The sequence below is a fragment of the Flavobacterium sp. genome (assembly GCF_043773265.1).
Lineage (GTDB): Bacteria > Bacteroidota > Bacteroidia > Flavobacteriales > Flavobacteriaceae > Flavobacterium.
In genome coordinates, this window is record NZ_JAYVFH010000015.1 from 26,602 (window position 1) to 47,383 (window position 20,782).

Here is a 20,782-nt window from a genome sequence, read left to right on the forward strand (position 1 = left end):
TCTATTTAAATTTTAATGATTCGCCCATTGGTGCGCCACGATAAATTAATGAAAAAAGTGGTCTGTTTTTAGATTTAATTATACTGCTTAATCCATATTTTATAAGTAAAAAAATTCTAACTATAAAATATCCAAAATTACCATAATGTTTTTTCATAATGTATAATAATGAAATTTTTAGTTCTTTTTTTATAGCAATAGATTTTTGAGTACTAACTCCGTGAAAATGAATAAATTCGGCTTCAGGTATTAAATAAGCAAATTTGTTAATTTTATTTAATCTCAAACACAAATCGGTTTCCTCATAATATAAAAAAATGTTTAAATCAAATCCGTCAATTTTATCAAAATCTTCTTTTCTAACAAACATAAAACTTCCTGGAACAAAATTTACTTGCACAGGATTGGTATATTTTTTCTTTCTTTTTGGATATTTTTTTGGGTTAATTAATTCTAAAAAACCTCTTCCTAAAATTTCTCTAGTTGGTGATGCAAAATGATCTAATGATATTAAAAAATCGCCATTTTCTTTATATGCTTGTGCACCAGCAATTCCAATTGTTGGATTTATGTCTAAATTATCTTTTAAAATTGTTAAACAATCATTTAATAACAGTGTGTCATTGTTTAAAAACGCCAAGTACTTAGCATTTGCAAATTGATGGCCATACATATTTCCGCCACCAAAACCAGAATTTACTGTGTTTCTATGCAATTGTAAATTAGGAAAATTTGAACTATCACAAAACGATTTTAATTGATTATAATCTTCAACCTTTGAACAATTATCAGTAATTATTATTTGAAAATTAGTAGCTTTTGAAGTTTTTTCATAAATGGTTTTTATACAATTTATACTGTGCAAACTTGAATTGTAATTGATTAAAATAACTGCTATATCAAACATTTTATAAGTATTGATTAATTCCATTTTCAATAAAAGTCAACTTTTTTTCTTTGGTTAAACGTTCTATTTCATTGTTAATTTCTATATGATTTTTATCTTGTTCTTTATGATAAATGTGATATACAATTCCTGCAAATTTCAATCTTTTTCCTTTAATTCCAATGTTGTGCAAACGTTCTATCATTTCAGAATCATCAATTCCCCAACCAACTAAACTTTCATTAAAACCATTTATTTTTATAAAATCTGACTTCCAAAAAGACATATTACAACCTCTAAGTTTTGAAGAACGTGTAGCAACAATTTCAGTAAATTTCATCATAAAAGGAAGTCGAATTGTTCGAGCTCGTTTTTTTATTCCAGATGAAAAAAGGTTAAAATGAATTATTTTTTTAGAAAAAATTGTAGAAAGTATTGATTCTTTAATGTTTACACGTGAACCATAAAGATAATATCCTTTTTGAGCAAAATTTAAATGATCTTCTACAAAATGTTTGTTCATAATTATATCACCATCAATTTCTATAATATATTCATAGTTAGACTTTGCAATGGCTTGATTCATTATTTTTGGTTTTCTGTTTTTTAAGTCTTCGTGCCAAATATGAATCAATGGAATTGGAAAATTTTTTTGAAATTTTTCTATTAATATTTTAGTGTCATTTTTAGAACCATCATCAGCAATTATAACTTCATTTGGTAAAACAGTTTGGTTTAAAACGCTCAGTAATAACAATTCTAAAGCTTCATTCCAATTGTAAGTTGGCGTAATAAGTGAGCATTTAATATCGACTTTCATAGTTGTTTTTTGACTCTTGCAAGTTACTATTTTTTTATATATTTGTGAAAAATAATATATGGTATACGATTGTTTTATTTTTTTCAATGAATTAGATTTATTGGAGATTCGGCTAAATGAACTTAACGATGTGGTTGACAAGTTTGTACTTGTAGAAGCTGATAGAACTTTTCAAAATTCACCAAAACCTTTTATATTTGAAGAAAACAAACAAAGATTTTCTAAATTCTTAGATAAAATCATTCATATAAAGCTTACTAGATATCCATTATTTATTCCTGTTATTAATCCTTTTTCTGCTTGGAAACTTGAATATTTTCAAAGAAATTCGGTTGTAAAAGGTTTAAAAAATTGCAAGCCAGATGATATTATTATGATTTCTGATGTAGATGAAATTCCGAACACTAATGTATTAAAAAAACAATTAGAAAAAGGAATTGATAAAGTTTATGGTTTAAAAATGGATATGTATATGTATTTTTTAAATAATAAATTGGTTTTTGATGGTGGAAGCAATATGACTAAAGAAGAATCTAAAACCGGAATTTGGCATTGCACAGCATTATTACCCTATAAACTTTTAGACAAAAAACCACAAAGATTTAGATTTAGACGAATTATTATGCGAACTAAGCGTAGAGGTGAAGTTTATAAAATAATTCCAAATGCAGGTTGGCACTTTACTTATCTTGGTGGTGTAAAAAAAATTATCGAAAAGCTTGAAGCATTTTCACATACAGAATTTAATTTAAAACAATATAAAGACGAAGCTGCAATACTTGAAAACATTAAATCTGGTAAAGATTTATTTGGTAGGAATATGGAATTTGAAGTTCAAAAAAACAATTTAGATTTTCCAAAATATTTACAAACTAATGAAGGTAAAGAAAAGTTTAAAGAATATTTTGTGGATATAAATGAGAACTAATTGTTATGAAATTTGAATTATATAAAGCATTAAATACTAATGAAACAGAAGTTTTCAATTGTATCAAGAATTTTGAAACTTCAGGAAAATTATTTGCAGATGGAAAGCGTAATAAAATAAAATTATTTACTCTAGATGATTCTACAATAAATATTAAATCGTTCAAAATTCCAAATCTTTTAAATCAAGTAATATATAAGTATTTTAGAAATTCTAAAGCCAAACGTTCATTTGAATATGCTACAATTTTAAAAGAAAAAAATATAGGAACTCCGCAACCCATTGCTTTTTTAGAAAACTATAATTTAATTGGTTTAACTTCAAGTTATTATGTTAGTGAACATTTAGTTGTTGAACTAACATTTAAAGAATTAGTTGAAGTTCCTGATTATCCTGAAAATGAAATTATCTTGCGTCAGTTTACTCAATTTTGTTTCAATTTGCACGAAAAAGGAATAGAATTTCTTGACCATTCGCCAGGAAACACCTTGATTAAAAAAGTTGAAAATTCTAAATATAATTTCTTTTTAGTTGATTTAAACAGAATGAAATTTCACAGCGAAATGAATTTTGAAACTAGAATGAAAAACCTGTGCAGATTAACTCCAAAGAAAGAAATGATTGCCATAATGAGTGAAGAATATGCCAATCTTTATAGTAAAGAATATCAAGAAGTATTTGATAAAATGTGGCAATACACAAGCGAATTTCAGTATAAATTTTTTAGAAAAAAACGATTAAAGTCTAAATTAAAATTTTGAAAACAGAATCAAATCCAATTAAAGCATCAATAATAATGAGCACTTACAATGCCGAAGAATGGCTTGAAAAAGTTATTTTTGGGTTTAGTGTTCAAGACGAACAACAATTTGAAATAATAATTGCCGATGATGGTTCTACTGATAAAACTCGAATTTTAATAGAAAAATTAAGACAGCTTATTACTCAACCTATTATTCATGTTTGGCACGAAGACAAAGGTTTTCAAAAAACATTGATTCTAAATAAAGCAATTTTAGCAACTTCATCAAATTATTTAATTTTTACTGACGGCGATTGTATTCCAAGAAAAGATTTTGTGTCAACACATTTAAAATTTAAAGAAAAAGGATGCTTTTTATCTGGTGGATATTTTAAATTGTCAATGACTATTTCTCAATTAATTTCGAATCAAGATATAATTAATCAAAACTGTTTTTCTAAAAAATGGTTAGTAAAAAACGGATTAAAAAAATCTATTAAAAATATAAAATTAACATCTAATGGATTTTTAGCCAAGGTTTTAAATTTTATAACACCAACAAATGCAAGCTGGAACGGTCATAATTCATCTGCTTTTAAAGAAGATATTTTAGCAATAAATGGTTTTAATAATTCAATGCAATATGGTGGCGAAGATAGAGAATTTGGTGAACGTTTAATTAATTTAGGATTAAAATCAAAGCAAATTAGATACAATGCAATATGTGTTCACCTTGATCATAAACGTGGATATGTAAATCAAGAAGCGCTTAGCAAAAACTTAGAAATAAGAAAAAATACACGTCAAAATAAAACTATAAAAACACCTAACGGTTTAGATTTTTATTCTTGAAATAAAAGAATTTAGTTTTTCTAAAAACAAATTTGGATTTAATTTTTCATATAATTTTAAAGCATCTTTTTTAAACTTTTTTGGATGTTTACCATTGTATATTTCAGGAAAATAATCTTCTAGATGAACAGCAACATGATTTTTATCATCATTTTTTATATTCCAAGATGATTTATTTATCCAAGGAGAAAAAATTGTAAACGTATTAATATTTAATGCTTTAGACATATTAACTGCTCCACCTTCATTACCAATTAAAGCATCACATTGAGACAAAACTGCTAAAAAACTACGTAAACTTTTAGTATAAAAATCAATACTAATTTTCTTTTGGGTTTCTGGTTTACAAATGTTATAAATTGCTCTTGCTTCAGCTTCTTGATTGGGCATAAAATTAAAAAGTAATTGCACTTCTTGCATTTGCTCTACAATATTGTCAAGAATTTGGGACATATATTTCGCAGGAAAACTTTTATTATAATCGCTACCAAGAACACTAATCATTATCATTGGAATTGCAGAATTAAAACTTTTAGAAATACTTTTTTTGGCAATTTCAATTTCATCAAGCGTGAGATAAATTTTAGGAAATAGTTCTTTGTCAATGTCTTTGCTTAAAACATTTGCCAATTGTAATCTGTGGTAAATAGCTTCACCATCAACATTTTTTTTAGGAATAACAGTATCTGAATATAAAAAAGAAGTATACCATTTTTTAAAACCAATTCTAATTTTTGCACCACTAAAATAACTTGGAATACTACTTTGCCATTTGCCATAAGCATCAATAACAGCATCATATTTTTCTTTTTTTAAAACCAATCCATATTCAATTAATTTTCTAAAACCTTTGTTTTTTTTAGCTTCAAATAAAATAATTTTATCAATAAACTTATTGTTTTCAATTACAGGCAACGTATTGGGTTGAATCATATAATGAATTTCCCAATCGTTGTGTTGCTTTTTCAAAGCTTCACAAATAACAGTACTGGCAAGCACATCGCCAATCATTTTATTCTGAATTACCAGTACTTTCATTTATTATTTTATATTTTTTAAATAAAATTTTTAAACTGCAACATCATATTCTCTAAGTGCATCGTTCAAAGAAGTTTTTAAATCTGTACTTGGCTTTCTTTGTCCAATAATCAAAGCACAAGGTACTTGAAAATCTCCTGCAGCAAACTTTTTAGTATAACTTCCCGGAATTACAACACTTCTTGCAGGTACAAATCTTTTATATTCAATAGGTTCATTACCAGTAACATCAATAATTTTTGTAGAAGCAGTAAGGCAAACATTGGCACCAAGAACAGCTTCTTTTTCAACTCTAACACCTTCAACAACAATACATCTAGAACCAATAAAAGCACCATCTTCAATAATAACTGGCGCAGCTTGCAACGGTTCAAGAACTCCACCAATACCAACTCCACCACTTAGATGAACATTTTTACCAATTTGAGCGCAGCTTCCAACAGTTGCCCATGTATCTACCATCGTTCCTTCATCTACATAAGCACCAATATTTACATAACTTGGCATTAAAATTACACCTTTACTAATATAGGCACCATATCTTGCAACTGCTGGTGGCACAACACGAATTCCTTTTTCGGCATAACCAGTTTTCAATAACATTTTATCATGATATTCAAAAATTCCACTTTCCCAAGTTTCCATTTTTTGAATAGGAAAATACATTACCACTGCTTTTTTAACCCATTCATTCACTTGCCAACCTTTTTCTGTAGGTTCTGCAACACGAATTTTTCCTTGGTCAAGCAAAGCAATTACTTCTCTAATAGTTTTTAAAGTAGTTTCATCTTTCAATAAATCTCGGTTATCCCAAGCATTTTCAATCGTAGTTTGTAAATTGGTCATTATATCAATATTTTTTTACAAATATAAAACAAGTTAGGTTATTTTATATCTTTACTAAAAAATAAGATGCCAAGAATTCTTTCTATAGATTACGGAATTAAGCGCACTGGAATTGCTGTTACAGACGATTTGCAAATAATTGCATCTGGTTTAACAACAATTCCATCAGAAACCGCTATTAGTTTTCTTAAAGATTATTTTTCTAAAGAAAATGTAATAAAAGTTCTTATCGGCGAACCAAAACAAATGAATGGTCAACCATCTGAAAGTACAGAAGTTATCGAAAAATTTGTTTCAAAGTTTAAAACTGAATTTCCAGAAATAAAAGTAGAACGATCAGACGAAAGATTCACTTCTAAAATGGCTTTTCAAACCATGATTGACAGCGGATTGAAAAAAAATCAAAGAAAAAATAAAGCATTAGTAGATGAAATTGCAGCAACAATAATGTTACAAGACTATTTATTAAGAAAATCTATTTGCTGATAAATTTACTATTTTATGAAATCTGAAAATAATAATCCTGATTTACTTCTTATTGGTGCTGGAATTATGAGTGCAACTTTAGCCGTTTTACTTAAAGAATTGCAACCAGAAATCACTATCGAAATTTATGAACGATTAGACAAACCGGCACTAGAAAGTTCTCATGTATGGAATAATGCAGGAACAGGTCATTCCGCTTTTTGCGAATTGAACTATACACCACAAAATGAAGATGGAACGATTGATGTAAAAAAAGCCATAACTATTGCCGAAAGTTATCAAGTATCAAGACAGTTTTGGAGTTATTTGGTCGCTAATAATAAAATTTCGAATCCAGAAAATTTTATAAATTCAATACCACATTTAAGTTTTGTTTGGGGAAATGAAAATGTAAATTATCTTAAAAAAAGACACGAAGCATTAGTTAAAAATCCACTTTTTTTACAAATGAAATTCAGTACCGATTTTGACGAACTGTTATCTTGGATGCCTTTAACTATGGAAAACAGAAGCAGAGAAGACAAAATTGCTGCGACTTATATGAATGAAGGAACAGATGTAAATTTTGGTGAGTTAACTAAAAACATGCTCGAATATTTATCTAACCAAAAAGGTGTAACAATTTTTTACAATCACGAAGTAAGAAAAATTAAACAAAAAAAAGATAGTTCCTGGAAACTAAAAATTGATGATTTAAATAATGATAAAACTATAAAATCTAAAGCAAAATTTGTTTTTATTGGTGCCGGTGGAGCATCATTATTGCTATTAGAAAAAGCAAATATTAAAGAAGGTGAAGGTTATGGAGGTTTTCCAGTAGGAGGTCAATGGCTAAAATGTAATAACCAAGAAGTTATTAAAAAACATCATGCCAAAGTTTATGGAAAAGCTGCTGTTGGTTCACCACCAATGTCTGTTCCTCATCTCGACACAAGAATTATCAACGGCAAAAAAGAATTACTTTTTGGTCCGTTTGCTGGTTTTTCTACCAAGTTTTTAAAGAATGGTTCTTACTTAGATTTAATAAAATCATTAGAATTTGACAATATTAAACCAATGCTATATGCAGGTTGGAATAACCTTCCGTTAACCAAATATTTAATTGAGCAAGTAATGCAATCTGATGAAAAAAGAATAGAAGCTCTTCAAGAATATTTTCCTAATGCAAAACAAGAAGATTGGGCGCTGCTTGATGCAGGACAAAGAGTTCAAGTAATAAAAAAAGATGAAGAAGAAGGAGGAATACTAGAATTTGGAACAGAAATCATTACCACTAATGATGGAACTTTGGCTTGTCTTCTTGGCGCTTCTCCTGGTGCTTCAACTGCTGTTTCTATTATGATTGATGTTTTAAATAAATGTTTTCACGATAAAATGACAGATATAATTTGGCAAGAAAAATTAATAAAAATGATTCCATCTTTTGGTCAATCGTTGAATTCTAATCTAGAATTATTAATAAAAATTAGAGAAATTACAAGCAAAAACTTAAAGTTGTAACGCTAATTTATTTTTTTGTTTACTTTTGCATCTCGATTTCAAAATATACCATTTGAAATCTAAAATTTTATACTATAATGATATTACCAATTGTTGGCTACGGCGATCCAGTTTTAAGAATAATTTGCGATGAAATTTCAATAGAATATCCAAATCTAAAAGAAGTTTTAACTAATATGTATGACACAATGTATAATGCTTATGGTGTTGGATTAGCTGCGCCACAAGTTGGTGTTGCAATTCGTATATTTGTTATTGACACTGAGCCATTTAGTGATAGTGAAGATTTAACTAAAGAAGAACAAGAACAATTAAAAGGTTTTAAACAAACTTTTATCAACGCCAATATGTTGAAAGAAGAAGGAGAAGAATGGAGTTTTAATGAAGGTTGCTTGAGTATTCCGGATGTTCGTGAAGATGTTTATCGCAACGAAAAAATTACAATTGAATATTATGATGAGAATTTTAATAAAAAAACTGAAGTTTATGATGGCTTGATTGCTAGAGTAATACAACATGAATATGATCATATTGAAGGAATTTTATTTACAGATAAAATATCTACACTAAAAAAGACGTTAATAAAGAAAAAGTTACAAAATATAATGGATGGAAAAGCCAAGCCAGATTATAGAATGAGATTTGCCAATAAAAAAGGAAGATAGTTTTCAAATCAAAAAACAATATTAAAAAATAATTTTAAAAATATAAAAATTTCAAATAAATGACTGTAGAAAAAATATTAGCCATTTCGGGAAAACCTGGATTATATGAATTAAAAGTTCAAACACGTTCTGGATTTGTTGCAGAATCAATGATAGATGGAAAAAAAATTACTGTAAGTTTGCGAAGTAACGTGAGTTTATTATCTGAAATATCTATGTATACTTATACTGAAGAAAAACCTTTAGTAGATATTATGCGTGCAATTGCAGTAAAAGAAAACGAAGGTCAAGCAATTTCACACAAAGAAGATAATGCAAAACTGATTGCTTATTTTAAAGAAGTTTTACCAGATTATGATGAAGATAGAGTTTATCCATCAGATATTAAAAAAGTATTAAATTGGTACAATATGCTTCAACAAAAAGGAATGGTTTCTAAAGAAGAACCAAAAGTTGCTGATGCCGAAGTGGTTAAGGAAGAAGTTGTAAAAGAAGTTAAAGCAAAGAAAGAAGCTAAAATAGAAAAAGTAAATAAAAAAGATGAAAAAGAGCAAAAGCCAAAAGCAAAAGCTAAAAAATAGTTAATTACTTTTTTATAAAAATAAATCCTATTGCATTAGTAATGTAATAGGATTTTTTAATTTTACATAAATCAAAAAAAAACATGAATTCTCGCCAACAACAACTTGATGCGTTTAGCAGATTACTAGATATAATGGACGAATTGCGTGAAAAATGTCCGTGGGATAAAAAGCAAACTCTAGAATCCCTAAGACATTTAACCATCGAAGAAACCTATGAATTAGGTGACGCAATATTAAATAATGATTTGCAAGAAATTAAAAAAGAACTTGGAGATTTATTATTGCATATTGTTTTTTATGCCAAAATTGGAAGTGAAACACAAGACAGTTCGACATCACTCACTAAAGGTTTTGATATAGCTGATGTATGTAATGAAATTTGCGAAAAATTAATACATCGTCATCCTCATATTTATGGTGATGTTACGGTTACAGATGAAGAAGAAGTAAAACAAAATTGGGAAAAGTTAAAACTTAAAGAAGGAAAAAAATCAGTTTTAGAAGGAGTTCCAAAAGGATTGCCTGCATTGGTCAAAGCAAGTAGAATACAAGATAAAGTAAAAGGAGTTGGATTTGATTGGGAAGAATCACATCAAGTTTGGGATAAAGTTCAAGAAGAAATACTAGAATTGCAGGTTGAAGTTAAAGCTGGAAATCAAGATAAAATTGAAGCCGAATTTGGAGATGTTTTATTCTCGATGATAAATTATGCACGATTTTTAAACGTTAATCCAGAAGACGCATTAGAACGAACCAATAAAAAATTCATTAAACGATTTCAATATCTTGAGAGTAAAGCTGGTGAACTCGGAAAACCATTAATGGATATGACACTAGCAGAAATGGATGTTTTTTGGGAAGAAGCTAAGAAATTGTAATTTTTATCCAAAAAGAAAACGAAAAATATTTTATCAAAAATTAACTATATTTGAAAAACCACAAACCAAAAAAATGGAAGAAAAACACGAATTAAAACGCTCATTAGGATTAATTGATGCTACAAGTATAGTTGCAGGTTCAATGATTGGCTCAGGAATATTTATTGTTACTGCTCAAATGGCAAAAGATGTTGGTTCGGCAGCATGGCTTTTAGTAATTTGGTTAGTAACAGGATTATTAACAATGTCAGCAGCATTAAGTTATGGCGAATTGGCTGGAATGATGCCCAATGCTGGTGGACAATTTGTTTATATTCAGCGTGCTTACGGAAAACTAGCTTCTTTTCTTTATGGTTGGACTGTTTTTACTGTAATTCAAACAGGAGTTATTGCCGCAGTTGCAGTAGCTTTTGCTAAATATGCAGCAGTTTTTTTTCCGGTTTTAGACACAGAATTAATTAAAATAGGAGATAGTTTTATCTTTACTAATAAACAAATTCTTGCAATGGCAAGTATTGTTTTACTAACTTACATTAATACTAAAGGTGTAAAAACAGGAAAATCTATTCAATTGTTTTTTACTTCAACAAAACTTATTGCACTCTTTGCAATAATAATTTTAGGATTATATGTTGGTTTAAAAACAGATGTTTTATCTAATAATTTTGCCAATATGTGGGATGCATCTAAAACTGTTTTAAACCCAGATGGTAGCATAACTGTAACAAAACTGGCAGGAATAGCTTTGCTTGGAGCAATGGGCGCAACAATAATAAATTCTTTATTTTCTAGTGATGCATGGAACAATGTAACTTTTATTGCAGGAGAAATTAAAGAACCAAAGAAAAATATTCCGAGAAGTTTATTTCTTGGAACATTAATAGTTACAATAATTTATATTTTGGCAAACATTGCCTATTTAGCTTTGCTTCCAATACAAGGATCACCAACTGCAACTTCAGTAATTGATAACGGAATCATGTTTGCCAATCAAGATAGAGTCGGAGCTGCAGCTGCCAATGTTATCATGGGAAATATTGGAGTTTTTGTAATGGCTGGATTAATAATGGTATCAACATTTGGTTGCAATAGCGGATTAATTTTGTCTGGTGGAAGATTATTTTATGCCATGGCAAAGGATAAATTGTTTTTTAAAGAAGCTCAAGATTTAAATAATAATGATGTTCCTGCAAAAGCACTTTGGTTGCAATGTTTTTGGGCTTGTATACTTTGTATTTCTGGTAGATATGGAGATTTATTGACCTATGCTACTTTTGCATCCTTATTATTTTATATTTTAACTATTTATGGAATTTTTATTTTAAGAAAAAAAGAACCAAATGCAGAACGACCTTACAAAGCTTTTGGTTATCCAATAATTCCAATGCTTTACATAATTGTTACTGCATTAATTTGTATTACATTATTGATATATGACACAAAAAGTACTAGTTTAGGATTGTTTATTGTTGGATTAGGAATTCCAGTATATTATTTATTTTTGAATAAAAAAGAATAATTATGAAACCACCATATTATGCAGTAATCTTCACTTCGATTAGAACTAATATTGATGATGATTATGCAATTATGGCAACTAAAATGGAAAATTTAGCCAAATTACAAGACGGATTTCTAGGTGTTGAATCTGCAAGAAATGAAATTGGAATTACAGTTTCATATTGGAAAGATTTAGAATCAATAAAAAACTGGAAGCAAAACTTAGATCATCTTGAAGCTCAAACTAAAGGAATTAGCACTTGGTATGAAAACTATACAGTTAGAATTGCTTTAATAGAAAGAGAATATAGTTTTAATAAATAATTTTTTATAAAATTTTTAAAAAAATCCTCAACTATTTTACAAGTTGAGGATTAATATTTTTATAAAAATAATTTTATTTTAAACCATTTACAATCGCAACAAAATCATCAGCTTTTAATGCTGCGCCACCAATTAATCCACCATCAACGTCTGGTTTTCCAAAAATTTCTTTGGCATTATCAGGTTTTACACTTCCTCCATAAAGAATTGAAACATCGTCTGCAATTGTTCCAAATCTTGTTCTTACTGTTTCTCTAATAAATTCGTGCATTTCTTGAGCTTGATCTGGAGTTGCAGTTTCGCCTGTACCAATCGCCCAAACTGGTTCGTATGCCAAAATTATATTTTCCCAAGCTTCATTATTTATATGAAATAATCCATCACGAAGTTGGTTTTCGACAACATTAAAATGTTGTTTGTCTTGTCTATCTTTTAATTCTTCGCCAAAGCAAAAAATAACTTTCATATTATGTTTTATTGCAGTGTCAACTTTAAATGCTAATTGAGAATCGGTTTCATGAAAATATGCTCTTCTTTCAGAATGACCAAGAATTACAGTTTCTACACCAATACTTTGAAGCATATCAGCCGAAATTTCGCCAGTAAAAGCACCATTTTCTGCATTGTGCATGTTTTGTGCAGCAATTGTAATATTTGTAAATTCTACATGGTCAACTGCCGAAGCTAAATTTACAAATGTTGGAGCAATGATTATTTCGGCTTCAATATCGTCAGGCAATTTTTCAATTAATTCATTGATTAAATCTTCTGTTTCTTCTGCATTTTTATTCATTTTCCAGTTTCCTGCAACAATTTTTTTTCTCATTATTTAGTTTTTAGTACTTTATCTATTTTTTCAAAATCGGTTTCAATTGCTCTATATAATTCAATTTTACCTAACTTATTAACTACAATATATCGTGGTATCCAATCAATATCTAATGATTTTCCAAATTCACCTTTCATCATTTTTTCATCATTTACCCAATAATGTTCTCCTATTATTTCATGTTTTTCTATAGCAGTATTCCATTTGTCAAATTGCTTATCCATTGAAATAAAAACATATGCAACATTTGGGTTTGTTGCTTGCATTTCTTTTACTTTTGGCATTGCTTTTACACAATCACTACACCAACCAGCCCAAATTTCTATAACAATTTTTTTGCCTTTGTTTTTTTCTAAAATAGAATTAAAAGAAACTTTATTATTATCTTTTGTAGTTAATTGATATTCTAATGTTTCTTTAGAAAATTCTGTTTGTTGAGCATTACTGCAAGATATTGTAGTTGCTATTACTGAAATAATTGAAATTATTTTTTTCATAATATTAATGTTATTTTTAACAAATTTAATTTTTATAAAATTAATTGGCTCCTAAAATTGTATTAATTTTAAAAAATATTATAATTTTAACTTGTCAATATCATTAAAATGTACTTTTTGTTTGATTGTACCTTTTTCAAGAATAATGATACTCGGATTTGCTCTTTCAATAGTTTTAATAGCAATTGCATCACAGAAATAATAATCAAATGTTTGACCATATTGCTTTTTTATTGCATTACTTTTTTCTTTCACAGAAGCTGTTAATCCAATTACTTTATATCCTTTTGTTTTAGCTTCTTGATTTAGTTTTTCTAATTTTTTTAAGCCATCAGCATCCGATTTGTCTAAATCATATGTAGTGAAAATCATAAGTTTTGGCTCTAATAATAATTCATCTTTATAATCAGAACCGTCTAATTCTAATGCAAAATCGTGTATTGGTGGCACAAAACCTTCTTTAATAACTTTATCTTTTCTTTCAACAAATTCTGCATCAGCTGGAATTTTTCCTGCCATAACATCTGCTTCCAAAAATTCTGTTGGCACACCTTTTATTTTATAAATAAAAATCATATCAACAATGCTTTTTTCTGCATTTGCAGGAATTTCCATTCCTTTTTGAATATTATTTCCAACTTTATATGGTCTAAAATCTTTTATTGGTAAGTGATTTAATACCCAATATCCCATAAATGCCGATAATCCAATACTAGCTAAAGCCAAAATATTTTGAATTTTAGTATTAAATAGTGGTCTTACTAATTTCATGTTGAAAAATAAAATCAAAATAAAAAACAATAGAATTATATCTTTAGTAAATGATTCCCAAGGTTTTAGTTTTAAGGCGTCACCAAAGCATCCACAATCTTTTACTACATTAAAATAGGCCGAATAAAAGGTAAGAAAAGTGAATAAAACTATAAGAATAAGTAAACTCCAAATTGTAAATTTAGATTTATAGCCAATTAACAACATAACTCCTAAAACCACTTCTAATAGTACCAAAAATATAGCAAAAGCTAATGAAAAAGGAATAAAAAAAGGCATATTAAAAACTGGTTCGCTAAAATATTCTGCTAGTTTGTATGAAAATCCAACTGGATCATTCAATTTTATTAATCCAGAAATAATAAATAGTATTCCAACGAATATTCTCGAGAACTGTGTGATTTTGTTTTTCATAGTTTTATTTTTTTCAAAGGTAAAAAATCAATAAAATGGTTGTTGTTAATGAATTGTTATTGACCAAATTTCATTAATATTAATGCAAATACCGAATAATTTATCATGTCTTGATAATTGGCATCAATTCCTTCAGACACTAAAGTTTTTCCTTTATTATCTTCAATTTGTTTTACTCTAAGCAGTTTTTGAAGAATTAAATCGGTTAATGAACTCACTCTCATTTCGCGCCAAGCTTCGCCATAATCATGATTTTTATCTTCCATCAACTGTTTAGTCAAAGTGATCTTTTCATCATAAAAACGTGTTGCTTCTGTAACATTAAAATCTGGTTGGTCTGCAATTCCATGATCTATTTGAATCAAAGCCATGATGCAATAATTGATTATTCCAATGAATTCTCCAGTTTCATCTTCGTCTACTTTTCTTATTTCATTTTCTTGTAAACTACGAATTCGTTGTGCTTTTATAAATATTTGGTCTGTAAGCGATGGTAAACGTAAAATGCGCCAAGCACTTCCGTAATCTGTCATTTTTTTGACAAATAATTCTCGGCAAATACCAATTACTTTGTCATATTCTTGCGAAGTTTTCTTCATTAAATGTATATTTGTATGAATTTTTTTCAAAAGTAAAGAATTAAGATTGAAGTTCAAAGTTAGCAATCTATAATCTGCCAATAACATACTATAAACTTTTATATGACAATCAATTGCAACGGAAAATTAGTCGATTTATCTAACCCAAAAGTTATGGGAATTTTAAATTGTACTCCAAACTCTTTTTTTGACGGAGGAAAATTTAATTCAGATGTTGCGTTACTAAATCAAGTTGAAAAAATGATTCTTGAAGGTGCAACTTTTATTGATATTGGTGGTTATTCGAGTAAGCCAAATTCAGAGTTTGTATCTGAAGATGAAGAATTAAAAAGAGTAATTCCAATTATTCAAATCGTTGTAAATCAATTTCCTGAAGCAATTATTTCAATTGATACTTTTAGAAGTAATGTTGCGAAACAAAGTGTAGAAAATGGCGCTTCAATTGTTAATGATATTTCTGCAGGAATGTTAGATAAATTGATGATGGAAACAGTTGCAAATCTTCAAGTTCCATACATTATGATGCACATGAAAGGAAATTCTAACACTATGCAAACTTTAGCTCAATATGAAAATATTATAAAAGAAATGTTATTTTATTTTTCAGAAAAAGTTGCACTTGCAAGAAGTTTAGGAATAAATGATTTAATTATAGATGCTGGCTTTGGATTTGCCAAGACAAAAGAACAAAATTTTGAAGTTTTAAATAAATTACAATTGTTTCAAATGTTAGAATTACGAATATTAACAGGTGTTTCTAGAAAATCAATGATTTATAATACATTAGAAACTGATATAGAAAATTCTCTAAACGGAACAACTTCTTTAAATACAATTGCATTAATGAAAGGGACTAAAATACTTAGAGTTCACGATGTAAAAGAAGCTGTTGAATGTGTAAAATTGTATCAAAAATTGATTGAAAATTAACAACTATTGATGATGATATGGTTCATTTTTTAATATAGTAAATCCACGATAAATTTGTTCAATTACAAATAATCTAACCATTTGATGCGAAAAAGTCATTTCGGATAAAGAAATTTTTCCGTTTGCTTTTTTATAAATTTCTTCACTAAAACCATATGGTCCACCAATAACAAAGACAAGAGTTTTTATTCCGGCATTCATTTTTTTTTGTAAATAATCAGAAAATCCTATGCTTGAAAAGGCATTTCCATTTTCATCTAATAAAATTAATTGATCAGTTGTTGCTAGTTTTGATAAAATTAATTCACCTTCTTTTTCTTTTTGTTGGTTTTCAGAAAGATTTTTTACATTTTTGATATCAGGAATTATTTCTAAATCAAATTTTATATAAAATGATAATCGCTTGCTGTATTCGTCAATCAACAATTGAAGGTTTTTATTGTCTGTTTTGCCAATAGTGAGAAGTTTGATATTCATATATAGTATTGCTTTTAATTGTTGCTAAAATATAAAAAAAACCACTCAATTTCTCAAGTGGCTTTTCCTAACATTTAACTTAACTAAAAATCTTAATAACAATATTCGTTTTCGGCAATTAATTTGGCAGTAATAGTTTCTCTCAATCCAACAATGTTTGGCATGTTGGTATATTTTGTAAAACGGCGTAAACCCATGAGCATCATACGTTGTTCATCGCCTTCGGCAAAAGAAATTATACTTTCTTTTCCTCTTAGAGCAATAATGTCAACAGCTTTGTATAAGTATAATTCAGCCATTGCAACTTGTTCTTTCACTGCATCTTTACCTTTTAAATTCACTAATTTTTCAGTGCGTAAAATCGTGCTTTCTGCCATGTAAATTTCGATTAACATATCGGCTGCAGCTATTAATAACTGTTGGTGACCTTCTAAATCTGGACCAAATTTTTGAACTGCACCACCAGCAACCATAAGGAAAGCTTTTTTCAGTTTTCCAATTAATTCTTTTTCTTCTGCAAATAATTCAGAATAATCTGGAGTTTCAAATGATGGAATTCCCATTAACTCTTCTTGCACTTTTGAAGCTGGTCCAAGTAAATCAACGTGACCTTTCATTGCTTTTTTAATCAACATTCCTACAGATAACATTCGGTTAATTTCGTTGGTACCTTCATAAATACGAGCAATTCTTGCATCACGCCAAGCGCTTTCCATTGGTGTATCTTCTGAAAATCCCATTCCACCAAAAATTTGAATACCTTCATCGGCACAATTTTGAATATCTTCAGAAACTGCTACTTTTAAAATCGAACATTCAATAGCAAATTCTTCGACTCCTTTTAATTCAGCTTCTTGATGCGAATTTCCTTCTTCTTCACGCAATTTAATTCGGTTTTCAATATCTTTTGCTGCTCTGTAAGTAGCACTTTCGCCAGCATAAGCAGAAGTTGCCATTTCTGCTAATTTGTATCTTATTGCACCAAAACTTGAAATTGGCACATCAAATTGAATTCTCTCGTTAGCATATTTTATAGCTCCAGAAGTTACTCTACGTTGTGCATCTAAACAAGCTGCTGCCAATTTTATACGTCCAACGTTTAGTGAATTCATTGCAATTTTAAATCCGTTTCCTCTTTCAGAAAGCATATTTTCTACTGGAACTTTGGTTTCATTAAAGAAAACTTGACGAGTTGAAGAAGCACGAATTCCTAATTTATGTTCTTCTTCATTCATTGTAATTCCATTTGAAGGATCATTTTCAACTATGAAACCTGTAATGTTTTTATCATCACCAATTCGAGCAAAAACGATGAATACCGAACAAAATCCAGCATTGGAAATCCACATTTTTTGTCCAGTAATAGAATAGGTTTTTCCATCTTCGGATAAAACCGCTTTTGTTTTTCCAGAATTGGCGTCACTTCCTGCACCTGGTTCTGTTAAACAATACGCACCAAACCATTCGCCAGAAGCTAATTTTGGTACATATTTTATTTTTTGTTCTTCGGTTCCGTATAGAGTTATTGGCATTGTTCCAATTCCGGTATGAGCACCAAAAGCTGTTGAAAACGATCCAGTTGCACCCGAAATATAGTCGCAAACTAAACAAGTATCTACAAATCCCATTCCCATTCCACCATAATTTTCAGGAACAGCAACGCTCAAAAAGCCCATATCGCCAGCTTTACGCATTACTTCTTCTGTAAATTTGTAATCTTTGGCTTCAAAGCGGTTTTTGTTAGGCCAAATTTCTTTGTCAACAAATTCTTTAACCGAATCACGCATCATTATTTGCTCTTCTGAGAAATCTTCTGGAGTAAAGACATTTTCACATTTGGTTTCTTTTACCAAAAATTGTCCACCTCTTGTTATATCTTCCATAATTTATTTTTTTATTTTTAATAGTTTTTTGAACGCAGATTTAAGAAATTAGAGAAATTTTAATCATTTCTTAGATTTTTCAAATTTCTCAAATCTGTGTTCTTAATATTTTTATTTGTTATAAAAGTTCAAATACACCAGCAGAACCTTGTCCTGTTCCAACACACATACTAACAATTCCGTATTTATCGCCACGACGTTTCATTTCGTCAAATAATTGTACGGATAATTTTGCTCCAGTACAACCTAATGGATGACCCAATGCAATAGCACCACCATTTACGTTGATGATTTCTGGATTTAAATTTAATTCACGAGTTACCGCCAATGCTTGACTTGCAAAAGCTTCGTTCAATTCTATTAATCCTATTTCATTTAAAGTCAATCCAGCTTGTTTTAATGCTTTCGGAATTGCTTTAACTGGTCCAATTCCCATAATTCTTGGTTCAACACCAGCTGATGCAAAATTTACTAATCGAGCAATAGGAGTAATGTTTAATTCTTTTACTAATTCTTCACTCATAATTAAAACAAACGCTGCACCATCACTCATTTGAGACGAATTTCCAGCAGTTACACTTCCATCTGCGGCGAAAACTGGTCGTAATTTATTTAAAGCAGCAATATTAGTATCAGCTCTTGGACCTTCGTCTTTACTTACAACGTATGATTTTGTTTCCTTTTTACCATTTTCATTGATATACGTTTGCTCAACAGTAATAGGAACAATTTGTTTGTCAAATTTACCTTCGGCTTGTGCTTTTAATGCTTTTTGATGCGAATGGAAAGCAAACTCATCTTGATCTTCTCGAGAAATATTAAATTGTTTGGCAACAGCTTCTGCCGTTAAACCCATTCCCCAATAGTAATCTTCGTTTCCTTCTTTTGCGACAGCATAATCAGGTGTTGGTTTATAACCACCCATTGGAATAAAACTCATACTTTCGGCACCACCAGCGATAATACAATCTGCCATTCCGCTTTGAATTTTGGCTGTTGCCATTCCGATAGTTTCTAGTCCAGAAGCGCAATATCTATTTACTGTTACACCTGGAACATCGGTTACTTTTAATCCCATTAAGGAAATTAAACGACCTACGTTTAGACCTTGTTCGGCTTCTGGCATTGCGTTTCCAACCATTACGTCGTCAATTCTTTTTTTGTCGAAATCTGGAAATTGAGACATTAGATGTTCAATGGTTTCTGCTGCTAATTCATCGGGACGTTTAAAACGAAAAACTCCTTTTGGTGCTTTTCCAACTGCTGTTCTAAATCCGGATACTATATATGCTGTTTTCATATTTATTGTATTAAGATTGGAGTATCAAGTATTAAGACTTACCAATCGTTTGATTATACTTTTAATGTTTTTTGAAAGGAGAAATTCATATTTGAAACTTCTACTAATTGACTTATTATTGGTTGAACTATTTCTTCATTTATAAGTTTTAATCTTTTAGCCAAAATTAATTGCGTTATCAATTCGAAAGTAGATCCATTTGCTATTCCTAAAAATTGGACAAATTCTTTATTATGATTTCGGCCTGAACCTTCAGCTATATTAGAAGGTATAGAAACTGCACATTTTTTTATTTGATGAATTAAATTAAATTTTTCATCATTCGGCAATAACAAGGAAACTTCATAAACCGAAACAGCTATGTCCATTGCTTTTTGCCAAATTTTTAATTTTTCAAAATTGTGCATAATCTTTATTGTATTAAGATTGTTGTATTAAGTATTAAGACACCCAATCAAGTTTTACATTAATATAATTAAATTTTTATTTTGTGGTATTATAAAAAGTCTTAATACTTAATACCAAAATCTGAAATCTTTTTAAAGTCTTAATTCTTAATACTCCAGTCTTAATACTAATTCCTCAATGGTTTCCCTTTAGTCAACATAAACTGAATTCTCTCCAATGTTTTTCTTTCAGTACAAAGTGATAAAAACGCTTCTCTTTCAATATCCAATAAATATTGTTCACTAACTAAAGTTGGTTCTGATAAATCGCCTCCAGCCATAACATATGCTAGTTTATTGGCAATTTTTAAATCGTGTTCTGAAATGTATTTTCCAGCAACCATTTGGTTAGTTCCTACTAAAAACATTCCCAATGCTTGTTTTCCTAAAACTTTTACATCTTTTCTTTGAACTGGTTGTGTGTAGCCAGCTTCTGCCATTAACAAAGCGTGTTTTTTAGCTTCTGCAATTTGTCTGTCTTTGTTGACTACTACTACATCTTTTCCTTTTTGAAGAATCCCTAAATCGAAAGCTTCATAAGCAGATGTTGACACTTTTGCCATTGCGACTGCCATAAAATATTCTTG

Annotated in this window: 23 protein-coding genes and 1 pseudogene; 11 read left to right on the forward strand and 13 right to left on the reverse strand. The window is 29.2% G+C overall.

From position 1 onward, the window contains the following. Nucleotide 1: 1 nt before the first annotated feature. On the reverse strand, nucleotides 2-931 hold the full coding sequence (locus ACH2BO_RS00660; protein WP_395042830.1) for a glycosyltransferase family 2 protein: 930 nt from the start codon (nucleotides 929-931) through the stop codon (nucleotides 2-4). After that, entirely contained in the window at nucleotides 909-1,706 is a 798-nt protein-coding gene (locus ACH2BO_RS00665; RefSeq protein WP_395042831.1) for a glycosyltransferase family 2 protein, read from the reverse strand. The genes ACH2BO_RS00660 and ACH2BO_RS00665 overlap by 23 nt, the downstream gene beginning before the upstream one ends. Nucleotides 1,707-1,764: 58 nt before the next feature. On the opposite strand from ACH2BO_RS00665, the gene ACH2BO_RS00670 reads away from it, so the two are divergent. The 3 genes from ACH2BO_RS00670 to ACH2BO_RS00680 are packed head-to-tail and all read left to right on the forward strand — an operon-like array spanning nucleotide 1,765 to nucleotide 4,228. After that, nucleotides 1,765-2,634 (forward strand): hypothetical protein, encoded by an 870-nt coding sequence (locus tag ACH2BO_RS00670; protein WP_395042832.1) that lies wholly within the window; start codon nucleotides 1,765-1,767, stop codon nucleotides 2,632-2,634. Between the two features lie 5 nt (nucleotides 2,635-2,639). After that, nucleotides 2,640-3,395, forward strand: a complete 756-nt coding sequence (locus tag ACH2BO_RS00675) for a Kdo domain containing protein (RefSeq protein WP_395042833.1) — start codon at nucleotides 2,640-2,642, stop codon at nucleotides 3,393-3,395. Further along, nucleotides 3,392-4,228: a glycosyltransferase family 2 protein gene (locus tag ACH2BO_RS00680; protein WP_395042834.1), complete on the forward strand. Its 837-nt coding sequence runs from the start codon at nucleotides 3,392-3,394 to the stop codon at nucleotides 4,226-4,228. The genes ACH2BO_RS00675 and ACH2BO_RS00680 overlap by 4 nt, the downstream gene beginning before the upstream one ends. Here the strand turns inward: ACH2BO_RS00680 and ACH2BO_RS00685 are convergent. Both ACH2BO_RS00685 and ACH2BO_RS00690 read right to left on the reverse strand, forming a co-directional pair. Then, nucleotides 4,211-5,266, reverse strand: a complete 1,056-nt coding sequence (locus ACH2BO_RS00685) for a glycosyltransferase family 9 protein (RefSeq protein WP_395042835.1) — start codon at nucleotides 5,264-5,266, stop codon at nucleotides 4,211-4,213. The genes ACH2BO_RS00680 and ACH2BO_RS00685 overlap by 18 nt on opposite strands. A gap of 30 nt (nucleotides 5,267-5,296) precedes the next feature. Next, on the reverse strand, nucleotides 5,297-6,112 hold the full coding sequence (locus ACH2BO_RS00690) for a 2,3,4,5-tetrahydropyridine-2,6-dicarboxylate N-succinyltransferase (protein ID WP_395042836.1): 816 nt from the start codon (nucleotides 6,110-6,112) through the stop codon (nucleotides 5,297-5,299). Between the two features lie 66 nt (nucleotides 6,113-6,178). On the opposite strand from ACH2BO_RS00690, the gene ruvX reads away from it, so the two are divergent. The 7 genes from ruvX to ACH2BO_RS00725 all read left to right on the forward strand — a co-directional run bounded on the left by ruvX (nucleotide 6,179) and on the right by ACH2BO_RS00725 (nucleotide 12,049). Beyond that, nucleotides 6,179-6,598 (forward strand): Holliday junction resolvase RuvX, encoded by a 420-nt coding sequence (gene ruvX / locus ACH2BO_RS00695; RefSeq protein WP_395042837.1) that lies wholly within the window; start codon nucleotides 6,179-6,181, stop codon nucleotides 6,596-6,598. A gap of 15 nt (nucleotides 6,599-6,613) precedes the next feature. After that, entirely contained in the window at nucleotides 6,614-8,098 is a 1,485-nt protein-coding gene (locus ACH2BO_RS00700; RefSeq protein ID WP_395042838.1) for a malate:quinone oxidoreductase, read from the forward strand. Between the two features lie 77 nt (nucleotides 8,099-8,175). Further along, nucleotides 8,176-8,763 carry a peptide deformylase gene (def, locus tag ACH2BO_RS00705; RefSeq protein ID WP_395042839.1) on the forward strand — a complete coding sequence of 196 codons (588 nt, stop codon included), beginning with the start codon at nucleotides 8,176-8,178 and terminating at the stop codon, nucleotides 8,761-8,763. Between the two features lie 59 nt (nucleotides 8,764-8,822). Beyond that, nucleotides 8,823-9,344, forward strand: a complete 522-nt coding sequence (locus ACH2BO_RS00710) for a DUF5606 domain-containing protein (protein WP_395042840.1) — start codon at nucleotides 8,823-8,825, stop codon at nucleotides 9,342-9,344. An 83-nt stretch (nucleotides 9,345-9,427) separates the two neighbouring features. Beyond that, nucleotides 9,428-10,225 (forward strand): nucleoside triphosphate pyrophosphohydrolase, encoded by a 798-nt coding sequence (mazG, locus tag ACH2BO_RS00715; protein WP_395042841.1) that lies wholly within the window; start codon nucleotides 9,428-9,430, stop codon nucleotides 10,223-10,225. A gap of 73 nt (nucleotides 10,226-10,298) precedes the next feature. Next, the gene (locus ACH2BO_RS00720; protein WP_395042842.1) at nucleotides 10,299-11,744 is read left to right on the forward strand and encodes an APC family permease; all 1,446 of its coding nucleotides are present in this window, start codon (nucleotides 10,299-10,301) and stop codon (nucleotides 11,742-11,744) included. Between the two features lie 2 nt (nucleotides 11,745-11,746). Then, nucleotides 11,747-12,049 (forward strand): antibiotic biosynthesis monooxygenase family protein, encoded by a 303-nt coding sequence (locus tag ACH2BO_RS00725; protein ID WP_395042843.1) that lies wholly within the window; start codon nucleotides 11,747-11,749, stop codon nucleotides 12,047-12,049. A gap of 73 nt (nucleotides 12,050-12,122) precedes the next feature. Here ACH2BO_RS00725 and tpiA read toward each other — a convergent pair whose 3' ends face one another. The 4 genes from tpiA to ACH2BO_RS00745 form a co-directional block, all read right to left on the reverse strand. Beyond that, nucleotides 12,123-12,875, reverse strand: a complete 753-nt coding sequence (gene tpiA, locus ACH2BO_RS00730; RefSeq protein WP_395042844.1) for a triose-phosphate isomerase — start codon at nucleotides 12,873-12,875, stop codon at nucleotides 12,123-12,125. Then, nucleotides 12,875-13,375 (reverse strand): TlpA family protein disulfide reductase, encoded by a 501-nt coding sequence (locus ACH2BO_RS00735; RefSeq protein WP_395042845.1) that lies wholly within the window; start codon nucleotides 13,373-13,375, stop codon nucleotides 12,875-12,877. Before ACH2BO_RS00735 ends, tpiA begins: the two co-directional genes overlap by 1 nt. Nucleotides 13,376-13,453: 78 nt before the next feature. Continuing rightward, nucleotides 13,454-14,560, reverse strand: a complete 1,107-nt coding sequence (locus tag ACH2BO_RS00740) for a BT_3928 family protein (protein ID WP_395042846.1) — start codon at nucleotides 14,558-14,560, stop codon at nucleotides 13,454-13,456. 56 nt (nucleotides 14,561-14,616) lie between these two features. Next, nucleotides 14,617-15,159, reverse strand: a complete 543-nt coding sequence (locus ACH2BO_RS00745) for a DUF1599 domain-containing protein (protein WP_395042847.1) — start codon at nucleotides 15,157-15,159, stop codon at nucleotides 14,617-14,619. Nucleotides 15,160-15,261: 102 nt separating this feature from the next. Here ACH2BO_RS00745 and folP point away from each other — a divergent pair, with 102 nt between their 5' ends. After that, the gene (gene folP / locus ACH2BO_RS00750; protein WP_395042848.1) at nucleotides 15,262-16,089 is read left to right on the forward strand and encodes a dihydropteroate synthase; all 828 of its coding nucleotides are present in this window, start codon (nucleotides 15,262-15,264) and stop codon (nucleotides 16,087-16,089) included. A gap of 3 nt (nucleotides 16,090-16,092) precedes the next feature. On the opposite strand, the gene rlmH is transcribed toward folP, so the two are convergent. The 5 genes and pseudogenes from rlmH to ACH2BO_RS00775 all read right to left on the reverse strand — a co-directional run. Further along, a complete protein-coding gene (rlmH, locus tag ACH2BO_RS00755) occupies nucleotides 16,093-16,566 on the reverse strand; it encodes a 23S rRNA (pseudouridine(1915)-N(3))-methyltransferase RlmH (protein WP_395042849.1) in 474 nt (157 codons plus the stop codon). A gap of 92 nt (nucleotides 16,567-16,658) precedes the next feature. Then, nucleotides 16,659-18,449 carry an acyl-CoA dehydrogenase family protein gene (locus ACH2BO_RS00760; protein ID WP_395042850.1) on the reverse strand — a complete coding sequence of 597 codons (1,791 nt, stop codon included), beginning with the start codon at nucleotides 18,447-18,449 and terminating at the stop codon, nucleotides 16,659-16,661. A gap of 118 nt (nucleotides 18,450-18,567) precedes the next feature. Continuing rightward, nucleotides 18,568-19,749, reverse strand: a complete 1,182-nt coding sequence (locus ACH2BO_RS00765) for an acetyl-CoA C-acyltransferase (protein WP_395042851.1) — start codon at nucleotides 19,747-19,749, stop codon at nucleotides 18,568-18,570. A gap of 53 nt (nucleotides 19,750-19,802) precedes the next feature. After that, the gene (locus tag ACH2BO_RS00770; RefSeq protein WP_395042852.1) at nucleotides 19,803-20,156 is read right to left on the reverse strand and encodes a four helix bundle protein; all 354 of its coding nucleotides are present in this window, start codon (nucleotides 20,154-20,156) and stop codon (nucleotides 19,803-19,805) included. A 167-nt stretch (nucleotides 20,157-20,323) separates the two neighbouring features. Next, nucleotides 20,324-20,782 (reverse strand): annotated as a pseudogene (locus ACH2BO_RS00775) (3-hydroxyacyl-CoA dehydrogenase); the annotation flags it as partial.